This window comes from Massilibacillus massiliensis, from assembly GCF_900086705.1.
Classification (GTDB): domain Bacteria; phylum Bacillota; class Negativicutes; order FLKF01; family FLKF01; genus Massilibacillus; species Massilibacillus massiliensis.
In genome coordinates this window covers 1,251,186-1,267,179 of sequence record NZ_LT575483.1, presented here as the reverse complement: position 1 = coordinate 1,267,179, position 15,994 = coordinate 1,251,186, and the positions used below count along the sequence as shown (strand labels likewise).

At 37.0% G+C, this 15,994-nt stretch carries 16 protein-coding genes and 1 pseudogene; 14 read left to right on the top strand and 3 right to left on the bottom strand.

What is annotated here, in order from left to right:
• Window positions 1-202: 202 nt before the first annotated feature.
• The 8 genes from BN6559_RS06315 (at window position 203) to BN6559_RS06285 (ending at window position 6,345) form a co-directional block, all read left to right on the top strand.
• On the top strand, window positions 203-961 hold the full coding sequence (locus BN6559_RS06315; protein WP_110953928.1) for a transposase: 759 nt from the start codon (window positions 203-205) through the stop codon (window positions 959-961).
• A 74-nt stretch (window positions 962-1,035) separates the two neighbouring features.
• A complete protein-coding gene (locus tag BN6559_RS19795; protein ID WP_199884196.1) occupies window positions 1,036-1,413 on the top strand; it encodes a hemagglutinin repeat-containing protein in 378 nt (125 codons plus the stop codon).
• Complete coding sequence (locus tag BN6559_RS06310) at window positions 1,376-2,434, top strand: VENN motif pre-toxin domain-containing protein (RefSeq protein WP_199883794.1); 1,059 nt, start codon at window positions 1,376-1,378, stop codon at window positions 2,432-2,434. The genes BN6559_RS19795 and BN6559_RS06310 overlap by 38 nt, the downstream gene beginning before the upstream one ends.
• 59 nt (window positions 2,435-2,493) lie before the next feature.
• Window positions 2,494-3,620 (top strand): IS3 family transposase gene (locus BN6559_RS06305; protein ID WP_110952830.1). Its coding sequence is split into 2 segments (ribosomal slippage): window positions 2,494-2,749 and window positions 2,749-3,620, totalling 1,128 coding nucleotides; the frame shifts between segments, so codons are not numbered across the junction.
• 18 nt (window positions 3,621-3,638) lie between these two features.
• On the top strand, window positions 3,639-4,208 hold the full coding sequence (locus tag BN6559_RS19215; RefSeq protein ID WP_199883793.1) for a DUF6883 domain-containing protein: 570 nt from the start codon (window positions 3,639-3,641) through the stop codon (window positions 4,206-4,208).
• Between the two features lie 11 nt (window positions 4,209-4,219).
• Window positions 4,220-4,420: a DUF4926 domain-containing protein gene (locus BN6559_RS06295; RefSeq protein WP_110953927.1), complete on the top strand. Its 201-nt coding sequence runs from the start codon at window positions 4,220-4,222 to the stop codon at window positions 4,418-4,420.
• 372 nt (window positions 4,421-4,792) lie between these two features.
• The gene (locus tag BN6559_RS06290; protein ID WP_110953926.1) at window positions 4,793-5,551 is read left to right on the top strand and encodes a transposase; all 759 of its coding nucleotides are present in this window, start codon (window positions 4,793-4,795) and stop codon (window positions 5,549-5,551) included.
• 251 nt (window positions 5,552-5,802) lie between these two features.
• Window positions 5,803-6,345, top strand: coding sequence for an RDD family protein (locus BN6559_RS06285; RefSeq protein ID WP_110953925.1), 543 nt, complete (start codon window positions 5,803-5,805; stop codon window positions 6,343-6,345).
• Window positions 6,346-6,412: 67 nt separating this feature from the next.
• Here BN6559_RS06285 and BN6559_RS06280 read toward each other — a convergent pair whose 3' ends face one another.
• Entirely contained in the window at window positions 6,413-7,069 is a 657-nt protein-coding gene (locus BN6559_RS06280) for a hypothetical protein (protein ID WP_110953924.1), read from the bottom strand.
• A 359-nt stretch (window positions 7,070-7,428) separates the two neighbouring features.
• Here BN6559_RS06280 and BN6559_RS19855 point away from each other — a divergent pair.
• Window positions 7,429-7,584 (top strand): annotated as a pseudogene (locus tag BN6559_RS19855) (Imm74 family immunity protein); the annotation flags it as partial.
• A 296-nt stretch (window positions 7,585-7,880) separates the two neighbouring features.
• Here BN6559_RS19855 and BN6559_RS06270 read toward each other — a convergent pair.
• Window positions 7,881-8,168, bottom strand: a complete 288-nt coding sequence (locus BN6559_RS06270; protein WP_110953922.1) for a putative quinol monooxygenase — start codon at window positions 8,166-8,168, stop codon at window positions 7,881-7,883.
• A 214-nt stretch (window positions 8,169-8,382) separates the two neighbouring features.
• On the opposite strand from BN6559_RS06270, the gene BN6559_RS06265 reads away from it, so the two are divergent.
• Together BN6559_RS06265 and BN6559_RS06260 are read left to right on the top strand one after the other, a co-directional pair.
• Window positions 8,383-8,682, top strand: a complete 300-nt coding sequence (locus tag BN6559_RS06265; protein WP_199883792.1) for a hypothetical protein — start codon at window positions 8,383-8,385, stop codon at window positions 8,680-8,682.
• A 195-nt stretch (window positions 8,683-8,877) separates the two neighbouring features.
• Window positions 8,878-9,426, top strand: coding sequence for a flavodoxin family protein (locus BN6559_RS06260; protein ID WP_110953920.1), 549 nt, complete (start codon window positions 8,878-8,880; stop codon window positions 9,424-9,426).
• A 172-nt stretch (window positions 9,427-9,598) separates the two neighbouring features.
• On the opposite strand, the gene BN6559_RS06255 is transcribed toward BN6559_RS06260, so the two are convergent.
• Window positions 9,599-10,480 carry a MurR/RpiR family transcriptional regulator gene (locus tag BN6559_RS06255; protein WP_110953919.1) on the bottom strand — a complete coding sequence of 294 codons (882 nt, stop codon included), beginning with the start codon at window positions 10,478-10,480 and terminating at the stop codon, window positions 9,599-9,601.
• Window positions 10,481-10,815: 335 nt separating this feature from the next.
• On the opposite strand from BN6559_RS06255, the gene BN6559_RS06250 reads away from it, so the two are divergent.
• From BN6559_RS06250 to BN6559_RS06240, 3 genes are all read left to right on the top strand, one after another.
• Window positions 10,816-12,681: a glucose PTS transporter subunit IIA gene (locus BN6559_RS06250; RefSeq protein ID WP_110953918.1), complete on the top strand. Its 1,866-nt coding sequence runs from the start codon at window positions 10,816-10,818 to the stop codon at window positions 12,679-12,681.
• Between the two features lie 68 nt (window positions 12,682-12,749).
• Window positions 12,750-14,159, top strand: coding sequence for a 6-phospho-beta-glucosidase (gene ascB, locus BN6559_RS06245; protein ID WP_199883791.1), 1,410 nt, complete (start codon window positions 12,750-12,752; stop codon window positions 14,157-14,159).
• Window positions 14,160-14,554: 395 nt separating this feature from the next.
• Window positions 14,555-15,775, top strand: coding sequence for an IS110 family RNA-guided transposase (locus BN6559_RS06240; RefSeq protein ID WP_110953917.1), 1,221 nt, complete (start codon window positions 14,555-14,557; stop codon window positions 15,773-15,775).
• The last annotated feature ends 219 nt before the right edge of the window (window positions 15,776-15,994 follow it).

Here is a 15,994-nt window from a genome sequence, read left to right as displayed (position 1 = left end):
AACGAGGTCAACGGACGTAAAAAATCCGTTGACCTCGCTTTCATCTCAGGTGTTCTCTAGAGACAGCTAAATTATAGGTAATAAATTCCTGTTAAAGTAGACATGGTGACGGCAGACTGTGTGAAAAGTCGAAAAGGGACGAGGGGACAGGTTTAGTGTCCCCAAAATAAAAAAGATGATATACTAATATCGAGGTGATATTATGCCGAGAAAAGCGCGAGCAAAAAGTGAAACAGGAATCTATCATCTGATGTGTAGGGGAATTAATAAACAAAATATGTTTGAAGATGAAGAAGACAAACAAAGATTTTTAGAAACACTTGCACATTATAAAAATTTGAGCGGTTATACGCTATATGGATATTGTTTAATGGACAACCATGTTCATTTACTGATAAAAGAGAATAAAGAAACAATAGACCAAGTGATAAAACGAATCAGTAGTAGCTATGTATATTGGTATAATCAAAAATATCAAAGATGTGGGCATTTGTTTCAAGAAAGATATAAGAGTGAAGTAGTCGAGACAGATGAATATTTTCTTATGGTTTTAAGATATATTCATCAGAATCCTGTAAAAGCAGGAATTAGCAAAAATATAGGTAGATATCTTTGGAGTAGTTATAATAATTATGTCGCTATGAAGGGGATTGCAGATATAGAGTATGCGTTGAAATATTTTTCAAATAACAAAACAGAAGCGATAAAACTATTTATAGAGTATACAAATGAAAACAATGAGGATGAATGTTTGGATTGTAGAGAAAAAGTGATTGTAACCGATCAAGAAGTAAAGAAATATTTAAGTGAAATGGGAATAAGGACGATTAGTCAATTACAACAGTTAAAAAAAGAACAACGAGATAGTGTAATCCTAAATATGAAAGAAAAAGAGGGAATAACAATCAGACAATTAGCAAGGATAACTGGAATTTCTAAAAGTGTAATCGCTAGATTGTAGAGGGACAGTAAACCTGTCCCCTCGTCCCCGATGCAAAAGACACCCTAAACCTAGAATCCGGCAATGACACCAATATTACCGGCTCCAAAGTCAAAGGAGACAAAGTCGAAGTTAAAACCGAAGGTGATCTAAATATCGCCAGCCTGCAAGACACAGACGATTACAATTCCAGCAATAAAAATATAGGCGGAGGATTCGGCACCGGAAAAGCAAGTGGTACGCATGGATCAACCGGTAAAGGAAAAACTGATTCCACCTACCAAAGTGTAACCGATCAAGCAGGTATCTACGCAGGACAAGAAGGCTTCAATATCGAAGTAGGCAAAAACACCGACCTAAAAGGTGCGGTTATCTCCAGTGAAGCAGAAGCAGTAAAAAATGCGCTCACCACAGGAACATTAACCTTCACCAACCTTGAAAACAGAGCAGAATATACAGCAAGCAAAAAATAGTGGTGTAAATTATAGCAATGGTAGAGGCGTAGAAGAAAAAAATCAAGGATGGACGCCAAATCCTAGCGTAACAGCATCTGACAGCACCGATAGTACAACAAAATCCGCGATTGCAGACGGTACGATCGAAGTGCGGGATAACCCCAACCAAGATTTAAGCGAATTAAGTCGTAATACAGAGCAAGCCCTAAATGCATTAGGAAAAATATTTGATAAGAAGAAAGTCCAAGAACAGCAGGAATTAGCTGGACTGTTTGGTGAAGTAGTATTTAAAGCAATTGGTGATTTAGGATTAAAAGAAGGTAGTCCAGAAAAAATCGCATTAGATACCTTTGCCGGGGGATTAATGGCGAAACTTGGTGGTGGAGACTTTGCATCAGGAGCCGCCGGAGCAGGTTTCAATCAGCTCGTCATGAATGAACTGAAAAATATAAAAGACCCAGGACTAATGAAAATAGCCAGTGCATTAATAGGAGGCGTTGCAGCAAAAATTGTAGGTGGCGATAGTAATACTGGAGCAAGTGTAGCTGTTAGTGAGACGAAAAATAATTTCTTGTATCACGAACAATATGCTAAGTATCAAAAAGAATTAGAAGAACTCAAAGCAAAGCTGGAAAACAAAAGTATCACCTTGAAAGAATATAATGAAGCGGTACAACAGGTAGAAGATTATTGGTTGGATAAAGATAGAGAAAATGAAAAAAAATTAAATGCAAATGTAATCAATAATTTAAAAGAAGTTACCCAATTTGGAGTAACGCTGAAGGGAGAACCAAACTTTGCAGTACCAGAATCAATAAAAGGAGATTTAAATAAGACATCGGATAATGATTATAGTAACTTATTTGACAAAATGAAGGAAAGATTTCAAAGTACAGGAATATACGCATTTTACAAACAAGAACTTGCGCCAATTGCTCAAGGTTTAGGATCTTCGGCTATAGAAAACATGTCTTGGAGTGCAGTACAAATTAACATGGCAGATGGTTCAAATCCTAGAATGTGGATAGGCTACAATTAATTGGACAGTTATTATAAGGGCATGTAAAATAAAATAATAAAACAAAAGGAGCTAGGCCCATGACTGTTGAAAAACGCCCTCGTCGTAGCTATACGGACGAATTCAAAAAACAAGTTGTACAATTATATAATAACGGAAAACGTAAGTGTGACATTATTCGTGAATATGATATCGCATCGTCCTTGCTTGACAAATGGATTCAGCAAGCTAACAATAGTGGCTCTTTCAAGGAGAAAGATAATCTTACAACTGAACAGATAGAACTGATTGAGCTTCGCAAACGGAACAAATATCTTGAAATGGAGAATGATATTTTAAAGCAAGCAGCGCTGATCTTAGGACGAAAGTAAATGTGATTAAAGCCAATATCCACAAATACTCTGTATCAGCAATGTGTAAAGTCCTACAAATTCCAAGAAGCACCTATTATTATGAGGCAAAAGCAAATCCAGATGAATCTAAGCTGGTGGCAAATATTGTTGATATATTTAAAGCAAGCCGAAATAATTATGGAACCCGAAAAATAAAATCAGATTTAAAAGATAGAAATATCATTGCTTCACGCCGCCGCATCGGCAGAATCATGAGGCAGGAAGGACTGATTTCAAGTTATACGACTGCCCAGTTCCGTCCTCAAAAGGATACTTGTAATGAATCAAAAACCAAAAATGTTGTTGACCGCCAGTTCAGTGAACAACCATATAGAAATGCTATTGTAAGCGATTTAACATATGTCAGAGTCGGCATGAGCTGGAACTACATTTGTGTGCTTATTGACCTCTTTAATAGAGAAATAATTGGTTACAGTGCCGGACGTAATAAAACAGCAGACCTTGTAAAACAGGCATTTCAGACTGTAAGGGGAAATCTGAAAGATATCCAGATATTTCACACGGACCGTGGCAACGAATTTAAAAATCGGACCATTGAAGAAATCTTGGAAGCATTTGAAATTCAGCGTTCTCTCAGTCATAAAGGGTGTCCTTATGATAATGCAGTGGCAGAAGCAACATTTAAAATAATCAAAACAGAATTTATCAGGAACCAGACTTTTCACAGCTTAAACCATCTGCAGATTGAGTTAGCTGATTATGTAAATTGGTTCAACAATCATAGGATTCATTCTTCACTAGGATATCTAACACCGGTGAAGTATAGAATAAATACCCTTAAAAAAGTTGTCTAAAAAACTGTTGACAGTCCAATGTATTATGTAGGTAAAACATTAGGAGATGTAGCATTTGTCGTAGGTGGTACTTTAGTAACCATAACTGGAGCAGGAGGAACCATTATTATATCGCCTACAGGAGTAGGTGCAATAGCAGGAGCTACCGTGACCGCTTATGCTGCAGGTGCCACTGCAAATGGTGCATATAACTTCTCAAAGGATTTTAGTAAAATTTTCTCTAGTAATGGGGCGAGTAAAGCTGTAGCAAAGAATCCATTGCCAAACATGGAGAGTGCAAAAATTGACCCAAGGAAGTTGACGGATTATGCACTTAATCCAGAACATCCTGTAGGTGGTAATAAGGCAAAAGTATTTGAGAGTGCTTTGGGATATAACAAATCTAATGCTGATGCGCTGATGAAACAAGTGCAAGAAAAATTGCCTCAGAGTGAAGCGATTCTCGGAAAAGCTGACCAATATGGTCAAAGGTACACTGTTGATATGCAGATAACTGGACCAAATGGAAATACAGCAACAGTGAGAACTGGATGGATATTTAAGCCAGGATCAACTACTCCCGAAATGACTACAATATATGTAAAGTAAGGTGATGCAGGATGAAATTTGCAGAGTATGACACGGTCGTACTATTGAGAGATTATGAGAATGAAGGAGTAAAAAGAGGAGACATTGGGGCTATCGTAATGGTGTATACAGAGCCAAATGAAGCTTACGAAGTTGAATTTGTCGATGAAAACGGTAACACGAAAGCACAGATAGTGCTTCCTCCAGATGAAATTGCAAAATTCAGTAAGTGATTTCATAAGTCACTGCAAAAAGCTGACCTAACTCACTGCAGAAATGTGTGGATTTATGATTCTGAAGTCAACATCATAAATCACATAAGTGCTTTCGAAAAAAGTAATACCAAAATTGACTGCATAATAATAATTCTGCAGTCAGTCACCCAAAATGTTCCTAAAGTAGCGGCAGTACCGTCGTAGCATCAATGATGCAACTGTCCCTGATGAAGCTTTGCGAGGGAGAAACTGAATAGCACCAATGAGGCCAACAGATGTAAAAGTCTGTTGGCCTTTTTGCATTGTCCAGAAATTTCGAAAGAGGGACAAGGTGGACAGGTTTGCTGTCCCAAAAATAAAAAGATGATATACTAATATCGAGGTGATATTATGCCGAGAAAAGCGCGAGCAAAAAGTGAAACAGGAATCTATCATCTGATGTGTAGGGGAATTAATAAACAAAATATGTTTGAAGATGAAGAAGACAAACAAAGATTTTTAGAAACACTTGCACATTATAAAAATTTGAGCGGTTATACGCTATATGGATATTGTTTAATGGACAACCATGTTCATTTACTGATAAAAGAGAATAAAGAAACAATAGACCAAGTGATAAAACGAATCAGTAGTAGCTATGTATATTGGTATAATCAAAAATATCAAAGATGTGGACATTTGTTTCAAGAAAGATATAAGAGTGAAGTAGTCGAGACAGATGAATATTTTCTTATGGTTTTAAGATATATTCATCAGAATCCGGTAAAAGCAGGAATTAGCAAAAATATAGGTAAATATCTGTGGAGTAGTTATAATAATTATGTCGGTATGAAAGGGATTGCAGATATAGAGTATGCGTTGAAATATTTTTCAAATAACAAAACAGAAGCGATAAAATTATTTATAGAGTATACAAATGAAAGCAATGCGGATGAATGTTTGGATTGTAGAGAAAGAGTGATTGTAACCGATCAAGAAGTAAAGAAATATTTAAGTGAAATGGGAATAAGGACGATTAGTCAATTACAACAGTTAAGAAAAGAACAACGAGATAGTGTAATCCTGAATGTCAAAGAAAAAGAGGGAATAACAATCAGACAATTAGCAAGGATAACTGGAATTTCTAAAAGTGTAATCGCTAGATTGTAGAGAGACAGCAAACCTGTCCCCTTGTCCCGCATATTCAAGATGATGGTTTTGCATGGATATTAAATCAATATTTCACTTAACTAGATTATGAAAGCCCATAGAGTATTGCTCTCTATGGGCTTTTTGTTCTTTTTGTCGCGATGTTGACAATCATTCTCAAGACGACATATACTTACTACGGGAATAATAATAATTTATCGAAAAAAGGCCGGCAAGTATTCAAGTAAAAATGTTTGTAGGGAGAGGATTAGATGGATAAAGATATGCAGCAATTAAAACCATGGGTACGATTTTGGGTTCGCAACTTTGATTTCATTATATTTTTTTTATTTATTCGCATGATCTTATGGAATGGTCTTATGTGTATTGAAAATTATCCTTTCATTAGATTATTGATAATTGGAGTATGCATAATTCTTGTTGAGTCTATGTTTATTTCCTTTTTCGGGAAAACACCTGGAAAATGGATTGGTAACATAAAGGTGAAAAATTGCAAAGGAGACAATCCTACCTTTAATCAAGCTCTCAGACGTACTTTATTGGTGTGGATAAAAGGCGTGTTTTTATACATTCCTTTTGTCTCTTTTATTGCAATGTGGGTATCTAAAAATAGTTTGATAAAAACAGGAAATACCTATTGGGATGAAGTCTGCCGAACAAATGTTGAATATAGTGTTTTACCGATTTGGCGTTACACGATCATGATCATGATTGTAATCGTTTTTAACTTGATGATTTATATTGCGGCTATAGATTACTTAGTATCATTAGTAATGAAATCCATTCTATGGTGAAGTAAATCAAAAGAATATTGAAGAAATTGTGCGGTAGTTTTTTTATATTTAGGCTCAATGCTGAAAATTATTTAGCTTTATTCAAAATAATTTCGTTTTCCTGTATGCCTTGTATTTTAGGAGTACCGTTCATTGAAATATCCATAGTGGTCTCATAATATTTCCACTCGAACTGTGACCAGTTGACACCCTCTTTAGGCCTGTCATCACTCATCGTATCTTCGTTTTTCTTCAACCCTAATAATAAAAGCAAATTCTCATCGAAATCAAAGGCATGTTTCAATGATTCACTCTGTTGTTTGGCGACTGCCATTTCGTGTTGCATGATATATTTGTTATATGCGGTCTCTCGCTTAGCTTGTGCCTGTTTATCTACTGCGGTTAGTTCCTTTTTCACATCATCAGTTAAATGTATGTCCGTACCATTTACCGTAATATATCCTCTTGATATAGCCCTACTTACCATAGCGCCATCATAAAGATGAACTACGTATGAATCATCACCAGTCCCCTTTGTTATTCCGAGCGTATCTTTACCAGAAGTTGCACTCATCTTTTTAGAATTTTCCTGCATTTCATAGGCTTCTGATGAAATTTCCAGAGAATCAGTTTTAGCTGTAGCAGTAGAAGAATTCGAAGCAGCATATTTTTTTATTAAACTATTACTCGTAGTTCTAGAACTTTGGTTGTTATATTCACTGCTTACAATAGAAGTTATGCTCATTTCAACACCTCCTTAGTTAGTTTTTACTAGTTTTATTGTCCTTTGGATATTCAATAAACAATACATCAACACCATACTAAATGTCTGTCTTGCTGTTTGGCTATAATTCCGTCTATACATACTATATCGATATTTATCTATAAAAACTAAAGTAATGTGAATTTTGATTCACATGATAAGGGGATGGAGAAATATCGATTTTCGTATTATGATTTAATAATAGATGCCTTAAATAAAGAGATAGAAGTAAACAAGGACATAGCCTTCCTCGGGTAATTCAGTCATAAAGTAATTAAAATAACCATAGTTTATTCGAAAACTGGACTTGAAACTTTGAGATTTGAAAGGAAGTAGTCAATATGAAGATAACAGGGACAAGCTCCTATATAAAAGTCGAAATTGGAGGTAAAATCGTTAAAATCAAGGGAGAATTACTTATCGGTGGCTTCGTTGCTTATAAAGACTCAATAAAAAAGTGGGAACCTCCATATGAATCTGAAAGAATTGATGATTTGGAAAAACAGAAAATAGTTAATATGGTTATTGATGAAACAAAAAACTCTCATTTAGTAATAACNCGACAGATTTTGGTTGATATTTTGCAATAATTTCTTGGGCAAGCTGTTCTTGTTCAGAGTTTTTTCTAGCCATTTTTTCGTCCTTTTCGTGTTTAATATTTTTTATTATCCAATATTAAAATAATCTGTGCAAGTTTTATACTTACACAGATTATTTTACACTCCCTAACATTTGAATAATTTGTTCTTCAGTGTGTTTAGATTAACTGTGCTCGTCTTGTATATGTGGAGAGTTAAAATAGCTTTTTATAAATTAGAACAGGTAACTCTTCTTCATACAATGCTAGTTTTTTAACTAAATCTATAAAGTGAGGGGTTTGTGTGTGGCGGTGTAGGGCCGTTTGATCTTCCCATTCTTCAATTAAGGTGAGTCTGTTTGGATTGCCGACTTCTTGAAATAACTCATAGGAAATACAGCCCTGCTCTTTTACTGTTTCTTTCACCAACAATTGATAAAGATGTAGCGCATCAGATAAATGATTTTCTTTTATAACGCTTGAGGCAATTACTTTTATCATCATAAATCTCCTTTAAATTTAATTATTTTTCATTTTAGCATTGAAAAATATGATCTACAAGAATTAAAAATTTAATTACATTGATGAATTTATAGAAGTCATAGACAAGGAGAGGTAATGTTAGTCGCTATCATCAATTGAGACGAATGAAATAAAACAAAATTTTCGACTTTCCTATATAATTAAAAATAACAAGTTTTAATGAAAGGAGATGATTATGATGGTTATTGATAAAAAAATAGTAAATAAATTCTCAGGGAAACTAAGAGAAATTTTGCATTTGGAATTAAAAGCTGGCAATAAGATAGTCGAAGCCTATGAGGGAGACTGGCCTTATCCGAATTCGATTATGATATTTTTAAAGAAACCGTTTAAGACCCCGATACAGCGAGATCTGAAGGGGATTGAATTCAGAAATGTGAATGATCCACATTATTGGAAAGCAGAATATGCGGATGAAAAAAACAAAATGTGGTTATGTTGCAATTTTGATGGACCGAATTTTGATTTATTATAGGATATTGGCTTTACATAGGTTATTTGATCAGGAGGTTCTGATAACGGTTCGTAGATATGTTCTGTAGCTGTTTACATAAATCTTTTTACACTAGCCTATAGGTTAGTATATTACATCAATGTGCGTGCTTGATTATTTTCTCTTATGAGTGATAGAGTTATATTGAATTCAATATAGAGTTAAAGGGGAGCGCGTATGAGTAAGCACATTGTGGTGTTAAACGGTAGTCCACGCAAAAATGGTAATACTTCCGTCTTAGTGGAGGCATTTACGAAAGGGGCAGAAGCATCGGGGAATATTGTCACAACTTTCTTTTTGGATAAAATGAACATTCATGGCTGTAAAGGGTGTTTTGGGGGCGGAAAAAATCCTGCGAGTCCATGTGTCCAGAAAGATGATATGGACAAAATTTACCCTGCCTTTATGGAGGCTGATGTCGTAGTTTTGGCTTCTCCGTTATATTATTGGAATCTAAGTGGGCAGCTCCGCACAGCGTTCGATCGTCTGTTCGCTGCCGCTGAATGTAATCCCAATTATGAGAATCCTCGCAAAGATAGTGTATTGCTTATGGCAGCAGAGGAGTATAGTTTTGATGAAGTAATAAATTATTACAATGGACTCATCAAACATATCCGTTGGAACAGTTTGGGACAGGTGCTTGTAGGCGGGGTGAGGAAACCAGGCGATATTGAGGGGAATCCGGGATTGAAGGAAGCTGAAAAATTAGGGTTATCTATAAAGTAACTACTTCGGCATTACCAGTGTAATGCCAGTAAAAGTTTTTTATGCATTACGAAAATGATAATAAAGACATAGAAATAAAAAAGTTTAAGATAGCTGTATAGCCATCTTAAACTTTTCTATTTTATCTAAGAGATTTAGTTGTCATTCATGCATGTCATAAAAGTTGATGCTGTTAATCCGCGGCTCTTCCTTTGTAATAATATTTACGTTCTTCTTTACGGCGTGAATACGCGCTTAGTTTGTTTAGATTTTTTTCATAGTCTAAAGCAAAAAGCTGACCATATATACAATCCAATAAGTAAAGCATTGCCGTTCTGGACGCGAACGAACCTATTTTTTGACGGCTTTCTGAGCAGGGGATACGCAGCGTGATTTTGGCAAGTTTATCATAGGGCCATGCATCTTCAGCGCTTGTAAGCAAAATGAACGGAATATTGCAATTCACCAGTTCATCGATTATATAATGGAGCTGTCGGCTATTGCAATATTGTGAGATAACAAGTGCTACCGTATTTGTTTTTTTATTTGTATCTCCGCTCGTAACCTCTTGAAAGCCGTTTAGTGTTTCGAGATTTGAATTAATTCCTAGGCGAAGTAATTTATAATGGAAATCTTCAGCAACAATAAGGGATTCGCCGCGACCATAAAGTCTTATAATATCGGCTTTGGCAAGCAATGCAGCCGCTGTTTCTACATCTTTTGCATTGAGCGTATTGAAGGTGGATTCCAAGGCTCGATACGAAAGGTTATAAAATACTTTCATAATTTCTTCGCAGTGATCATTGGGGGAAATCGGAATGTCCGCTAGAATAGGTTGAGATGCTAACGCAAATGTGCTTAGTTCGGAGGCAAGCTTAATTTTAAAATCTGCGAATCCTTTTGTGCCAAGTTTTTTACATAGACGAATGATAGATGCCTGCGAAATAAAGCATTCTCTGCTTAGTTCCTCCAAAGATAAATTAATGACAATACGTGGGTAGTCCTGTATAAATTTAAAAATTTTATTTTCGGTCTTTGTTAAGTTGTTTTTACAGTTTGCCTGCTCAAGAATCATAAAATTTACTCTTTCCTATCAGTTTTATATATGGACGGACAAATGTATCTATCATATAGCATATTTTTCATTATAACATATGGATGAAAAGAAACGAATGGCACATAGAAAAACACTATAAAATATAAATTGTAAGAATTATAGAAATATTTTTGCAATATAGATTGCAAAATATGATAAGTTTTATTAAGAAGTATGAAGAAATAATACAATCGTCGCCGGATTTATTGAATAAAGGGTTTGCTTCCTATACTATGAAACTATAACTGCGCAGTAAAGCTACTTTGGTGGAAAGATAAATCACAACAAGGTAAAGGAAAGGCGGCAAAATTCTTATGGATTATGCAAAAATTGCACAACAAATTATTGTATATTGCGGGAACAAAGAAAATATTTCTAGTATAACGCATTGTACGACACGTTTAAGAATTTTTATAAAAGAAAAATCCATTGTAAAACAAGAATCAATAAAAGCAATGAAAGAAGTTATTGGCGTTATCTATGTCAATGATGAACTGCAAATCGTTTTAGGTAAAAATCTTTTGCCCATTTATAATGAAACTATGAATTTATATGATGAACATAATGATCATACAAATGTAAATGATGCTTCTAGCCCGAAGGTAAGCTCTGTAAAGGAAGCTTTTGGCAAGATCATTAGCTTCGTTTCAGCTGCTGTAACGCCAATGATTCCCGGACTGGTTGCCGGTGGTATGCTTAAGGTATTTCTGCTGCTTATTACTTTGGCGTGGAAACCTTTCGGCAGTTCGCAAACCTATACTTTATTAGGTATTCTTGCAGATGTTCCTTTTTATTTTATGCCGGTATTTATAGCGTTTGGTGCGGCAAAAAAACTGGGGGCAACTCCGATCTATGCTATGGTGGCAACTGCCGGGCTAGTATATCCGGGTTTCGTTAAATTATTTAGTGCCGGTAGTGAGGCGGTAGCCGTTTTTGGTATGCCGATCATGGCCGTAAAATACAGCAGCACATTGTTGCCGGCTTTATTGATTAGTATTTGTGCTTGGTATTGCGAAAAGATGTTAGTAAAGATTATTCCAGGCATCATTCGCCCTGTTCTTGTCGGAATGGGAACTATTGTGATCTCATATACATTAGGCATAACAATATTAGGCCCGCTTGGTGATTTCGCTGGCGGCTATTTGGTCAATATTTTTCTTTGGCCATCTGCTCATTTTGGTGGCGTTGCCGTTGGTTTTTTAGCCGCTTGTATGCCGTGGCTGGTTATGACGGGCATGCACCATGCAGTAACACCATTTATGGTACAAGCGATTGCCAATCCCGGCTATGATGTGCTTTTTCGTCCGGCGTATCTTTTGCATAATATGGCAGAAGGCGGTGCGTGTATCGGTGTCGGTTTAAAAACAAAAAGAAAGAAATTAAAAGCGGAATGTTTTAGTCTTGCGTTTGGTTGTATTATTGCTGGCGTTTCAGAACCAGCGATCTATGGCATCAATCTTCGGTTGAAACGCCCGATGTATGGCGTTATGGCCGGTGGAGCTGCGGGTGGTATTGTCGCAGGATTCTTGGGAGCGACCGCTTATGTATACGGATATTCGACCTTATTGGCTATTCCGATTTTTCAGCAAACCATACTGGCTATTATAGCAGGGATTATTGTCACGATTGTGGTGGCCACTATCGTGACGATGTCTCTGGGATTTGATGAAAATGATATCAGTGATCATTTTTCGGAAGAGTCCAGTGTTGTTGAACCATCGAAGGAAGCAAAAGCTATCATGTCACCAACAGCTGGACAGATCGTAAAGCTGGAGGATATTCAAGATCCCATGTTTTCACAAGGGATTCTAGGCCAGGGATGTGGCATTCAATCAGAAGATGGAAAGATCTATGCACCAATAAACGGTAAAATTACAATGGTGGCCGCTAGCAAGCATGCCATTGGAATTACCAGTGACGATGGTATGGAATTGCTTATTCATGTTGGAATCGATACAGTAAAATTAAACGGGCAAGGATTTTCTCTGCATGTAAACGAAGGCGATCAAATTCAACAGGGACAGTTGCTTATGACAGCCGATCTTGAGAATATCAAAGCGGAAGGTTATGATTCTGTGGTTATTTTACTTCTTACAAATAGTGCCGATTATACGCAGGTAAAACTGTGTCAAACCGGTAACATGGAAAAGAACCTAAAGTTGCTGGAAGTTGTAGAATAATAGGTTTGTTATAAATCTATCGGCTAAAAAAATTTTAATATCTATAAAAATGATGGAGAGAATGGATTATGAAAAAAATGAGAACTGAATTTCCCCAAGAGTTTTTATGGGGGGGCGCTATTGCCGCAAATCAAGCGGAAGGTGCTTATCTTGAAGATGGCAAAGGCTTGGATATCTCGGCTGGTTTTGCGCACGGAATTAAGCATCAGCATGACGTTGTCATCGATCCGGATAAATTTTATCCTACACATGAAGCGATTGATTTTTACCATAGATACAAAGAAGATCTGGCTTTAATGCAAGAAATGAATTTTAAAGTATTTCGAACTTCGATCAATTGGTCGCGTATTTATCCAAATGGGGATGACGAGCAGCCAAATGAAGCCGGTCTGCAATTTTATGATGATCTTTTTGATGAGATGGAGCGTTGTGGAATACAACCGATTATCACACTGAGCCATTATGAAATGCCGTTGCATTTAGTAGAGAAATACGGAAGCTGGCGAAACCGGAAACTGATTGCGTTCTTTTTACGGTATTGTGAAACCGTCTTTCGGCGTTATGAGAAAAAAGTAAAATACTGGCTTACTTTCAATGAGATTAATAATATGCGCCGTATGCCAGGTGCAGCAGGTGGTATTTTCTTTAAAGAAGGAGAAAATGAGCAACAGGTAGTTTACCAGGCAAGCCATCATATGTTTGTTGCCAATAGTTTGGCGATTAAACTTTGTCACGAACTTTGCCCAGATGCTAAAATTGGCTGTATGCTTTCTCTTAGCAACGTCTATCCGCATACTTGTAATCCCCAAGATGTATTTGAAACAATGGAGTTGCGCAGGCAGTCTTTACTATTTGGCGATGTGATGATTCGTGGAGCTTACCCAAATTACATGGCAAGAATTTGGGCTGAAGCTGGCGTAGAAATTGAAACACAACCAGACGATGCGGCGATTTTGAAAGCGTATACTGCCGACTATTTAGGTTTTAGTTATTACCGTACTTCCACACATGAATACGGCCAACCATTTTATGGTGATACGGGAGGAGACCAGGGCACGCCAAATCCTTACTTGGAAACAACACCGTGGGGATGGCAGATTGACCCATTGGGACTGCGCTTTACCTTAAATGAATTATATGATCGTTACCAGATTCCTTTATTTGTTGTGGAAAACGGACTGGGGCAGATTGATATTCCAGATAAAGATGGCCTTATCCATGATACGTATAGAATTGATTACGTGAAACGGCATGTTCAGGCAATTAAAGAAGCGATCAAAGATGGGGTCGATGTTATGGGATATACTTATTGGGGTCCTATTGATATCGTGAGTGCCGGAACTGCTGAAATGCAAAAACGTTATGGCTTTATTTATGTTGATCGCGATAATGAAGGAAAGGGAACATTGAAACGAAGCAAAAAAGATTCTTTTGATTGGTATGCGCAAGTAATTGCGTCTAATGGGAAGGATATGTAATAGCAGAGGGAGACGTATTGCAAATCAATTGCAATACGAAAATGTTTCTATAACTGTGCTTGTAGGAAAGACTTTTACGCAGTTAAAAAAGGCTGTCACACTAAAATGTTATTTGTAAAAATATTAATGTATCCCTAAACCCCATGCTTTTCTTTTGGCATTGCCCCAAAATAAGATGCAACGCAAGCGGTAGCATCACCATGAACGAAAACAATGATGTATAATTAAAGTATGGCATAAGGTCGATTCTTTTTGAGTCAAGAACTCGACCCCAAAATTGATATGATTTCCTGCTTGCACCACATATTGTCCAGCCCCTTCGGGCGAAAGGACGTGTAGTAAAGTAATAACTTACAGGAAGTCACGCCATATTTTATCTACAAGGGGATGGTATTGTGGACATAACTTATGAGCGTTGTTGTGGGATTGATGTACACAAAAAGATGATAGTTGCCTGTCTAATCTGTGGTGGAAAGCAGCAACTTCGTCAGTTTGGTACAACGACAAAAGAACTGAGAGATTTATCAGCTTGGTTAGTTGACGCCGGTTGTCAAATGATTGCCATGGAAAGTACCGCTTCCTACTGGAAACCATTGTACAATATCTTTGAGCTTTCCGATCTCAATGCCATGGTAGTAAATGCCCAGCACATGAAAGCTTTGCCTGGTCGTAAGACCGACGTCAAAGATGCAGAATGGATTGCCGATCTTCTTCGACATGGGTTACTAAAAGCAAGCTATATTCCAGACCGTGAACAACGGGAACTACGGGAAATCTCTCGCTATCGCAAGAGCTTGATTGATGAGCGAAGCCGAGAGCTGAACCGATTGCAGAAAATGCTAGAAGGAGCCAATGTGAAACTATCCAGTGTAGTAAGTGCCATCAACGGCAAGAGTTCCAGGCGACTTTTGGAAAGCATTGTCCAAGATAAAAAGCTTGATGAAGACGAGATTTTAAGGCTGCTTCATCCTAGTATGCACGCTAAACTCAATGAAATCATGGCTTGCGTTGATGGAATTATTTCGCCCTTGCAACGCAGATTGCTTCGTAATGTCTTGGATCATATTGACGATATGACAAAACGTATCGAAGATATGGACAAACTAATCAAAGACTACTTGAACAAATATGAAGAAGCCATCGCAGCCATAGATGAAATACCGGGTGTTGGGAGAATCAGTGCAGAAACAATCTTAGCGGAAATCGGATTAAATATGAATCGGTTTCCAACCGAAAGACATATTAGTTCTTGGGCTGGTGTGGCGCCAGGTAACCATGAGAGTGCAGGGAAACGAAAGAGTGGAAAAACTACGCATGGAAATACAACATTAAAAGCTATGTTAGTACAATGTGCTAAGGCTGCGCAAAAGACGAAGGGAAGCTTTTTTTCAGCTCAATATCAACGGATTGCAGCGCGAAGAGGAAAAAGCAGAGCCGCCGTAGCTGTGGCTCATTCCATACTAATCGCTATTTACTACATACTAAAAGCAAAAGTTCCTTATCGAGAGTTAGGTTCGGAATATTACAATCAATTTAACCGAGAGAAGAAAATACAATCCTATTTGAAGAAATTAGCGGCTTTGGGTTGGGAGCGCCCCACCACAGCTACAACCTGATTGTCTATATACGATATTTTTTGTCCTGAATTATAGGGCTTGTCTTTGTGCGTCCTTTTTCTAGGATATAGAAGAGGTTTTCATAGTAAAGAAACAAAAACTCTAGGCTACAAACCTTCAAAAAACTTGAAAAAAGATCGACTTACTAAAATCCTGAACTCACTTCGTTCAAACAAACGGATTTCTTTACGTAAGTCGATCTTTTTTCATCCTTCGGAA

Excerpts from the sequence above, each read along its gene's own strand:
- BN6559_RS06285 (WP_110953925.1), top strand. The coding sequence starts at position 5,803 with ATGGATAAAGATATGCAGCAATTAAAACCATGGGTACGATTTTGGGTT.
- BN6559_RS06270 (WP_110953922.1), bottom strand. The coding sequence starts at position 8,168 with ATGATGATAAAAGTAATTGCCTCAAGCGTTATAAAAGAAAATCATTTA.
- BN6559_RS06295 (WP_110953927.1), top strand. The coding sequence starts at position 4,220 with ATGAAATTTGCAGAGTATGACACGGTCGTACTATTGAGAGATTATGAG.
- BN6559_RS06265 (WP_199883792.1), top strand. The coding sequence starts at position 8,383 with ATGATGGTTATTGATAAAAAAATAGTAAATAAATTCTCAGGGAAACTA.
- BN6559_RS06280 (WP_110953924.1), bottom strand. The coding sequence starts at position 7,069 with ATGAGCATAACTTCTATTGTAAGCAGTGAATATAACAACCAAAGTTCT.
- BN6559_RS06290 (WP_110953926.1), top strand. The coding sequence starts at position 4,793 with ATGCCGAGAAAAGCGCGAGCAAAAAGTGAAACAGGAATCTATCATCTG.
- BN6559_RS06315 (WP_110953928.1), top strand. The coding sequence starts at position 203 with ATGCCGAGAAAAGCGCGAGCAAAAAGTGAAACAGGAATCTATCATCTG.
- BN6559_RS06255 (WP_110953919.1), bottom strand. The coding sequence starts at position 10,480 with ATGATTCTTGAGCAGGCAAACTGTAAAAACAACTTAACAAAGACCGAA.
- BN6559_RS19215 (WP_199883793.1), top strand. The coding sequence starts at position 3,639 with ATGTATTATGTAGGTAAAACATTAGGAGATGTAGCATTTGTCGTAGGT.
- BN6559_RS06260 (WP_110953920.1), top strand. The coding sequence starts at position 8,878 with ATGAGTAAGCACATTGTGGTGTTAAACGGTAGTCCACGCAAAAATGGT.
- ascB (WP_199883791.1), top strand. The coding sequence starts at position 12,750 with ATGAAAAAAATGAGAACTGAATTTCCCCAAGAGTTTTTATGGGGGGGC.
- BN6559_RS06250 (WP_110953918.1), top strand. The coding sequence starts at position 10,816 with ATGGATTATGCAAAAATTGCACAACAAATTATTGTATATTGCGGGAAC.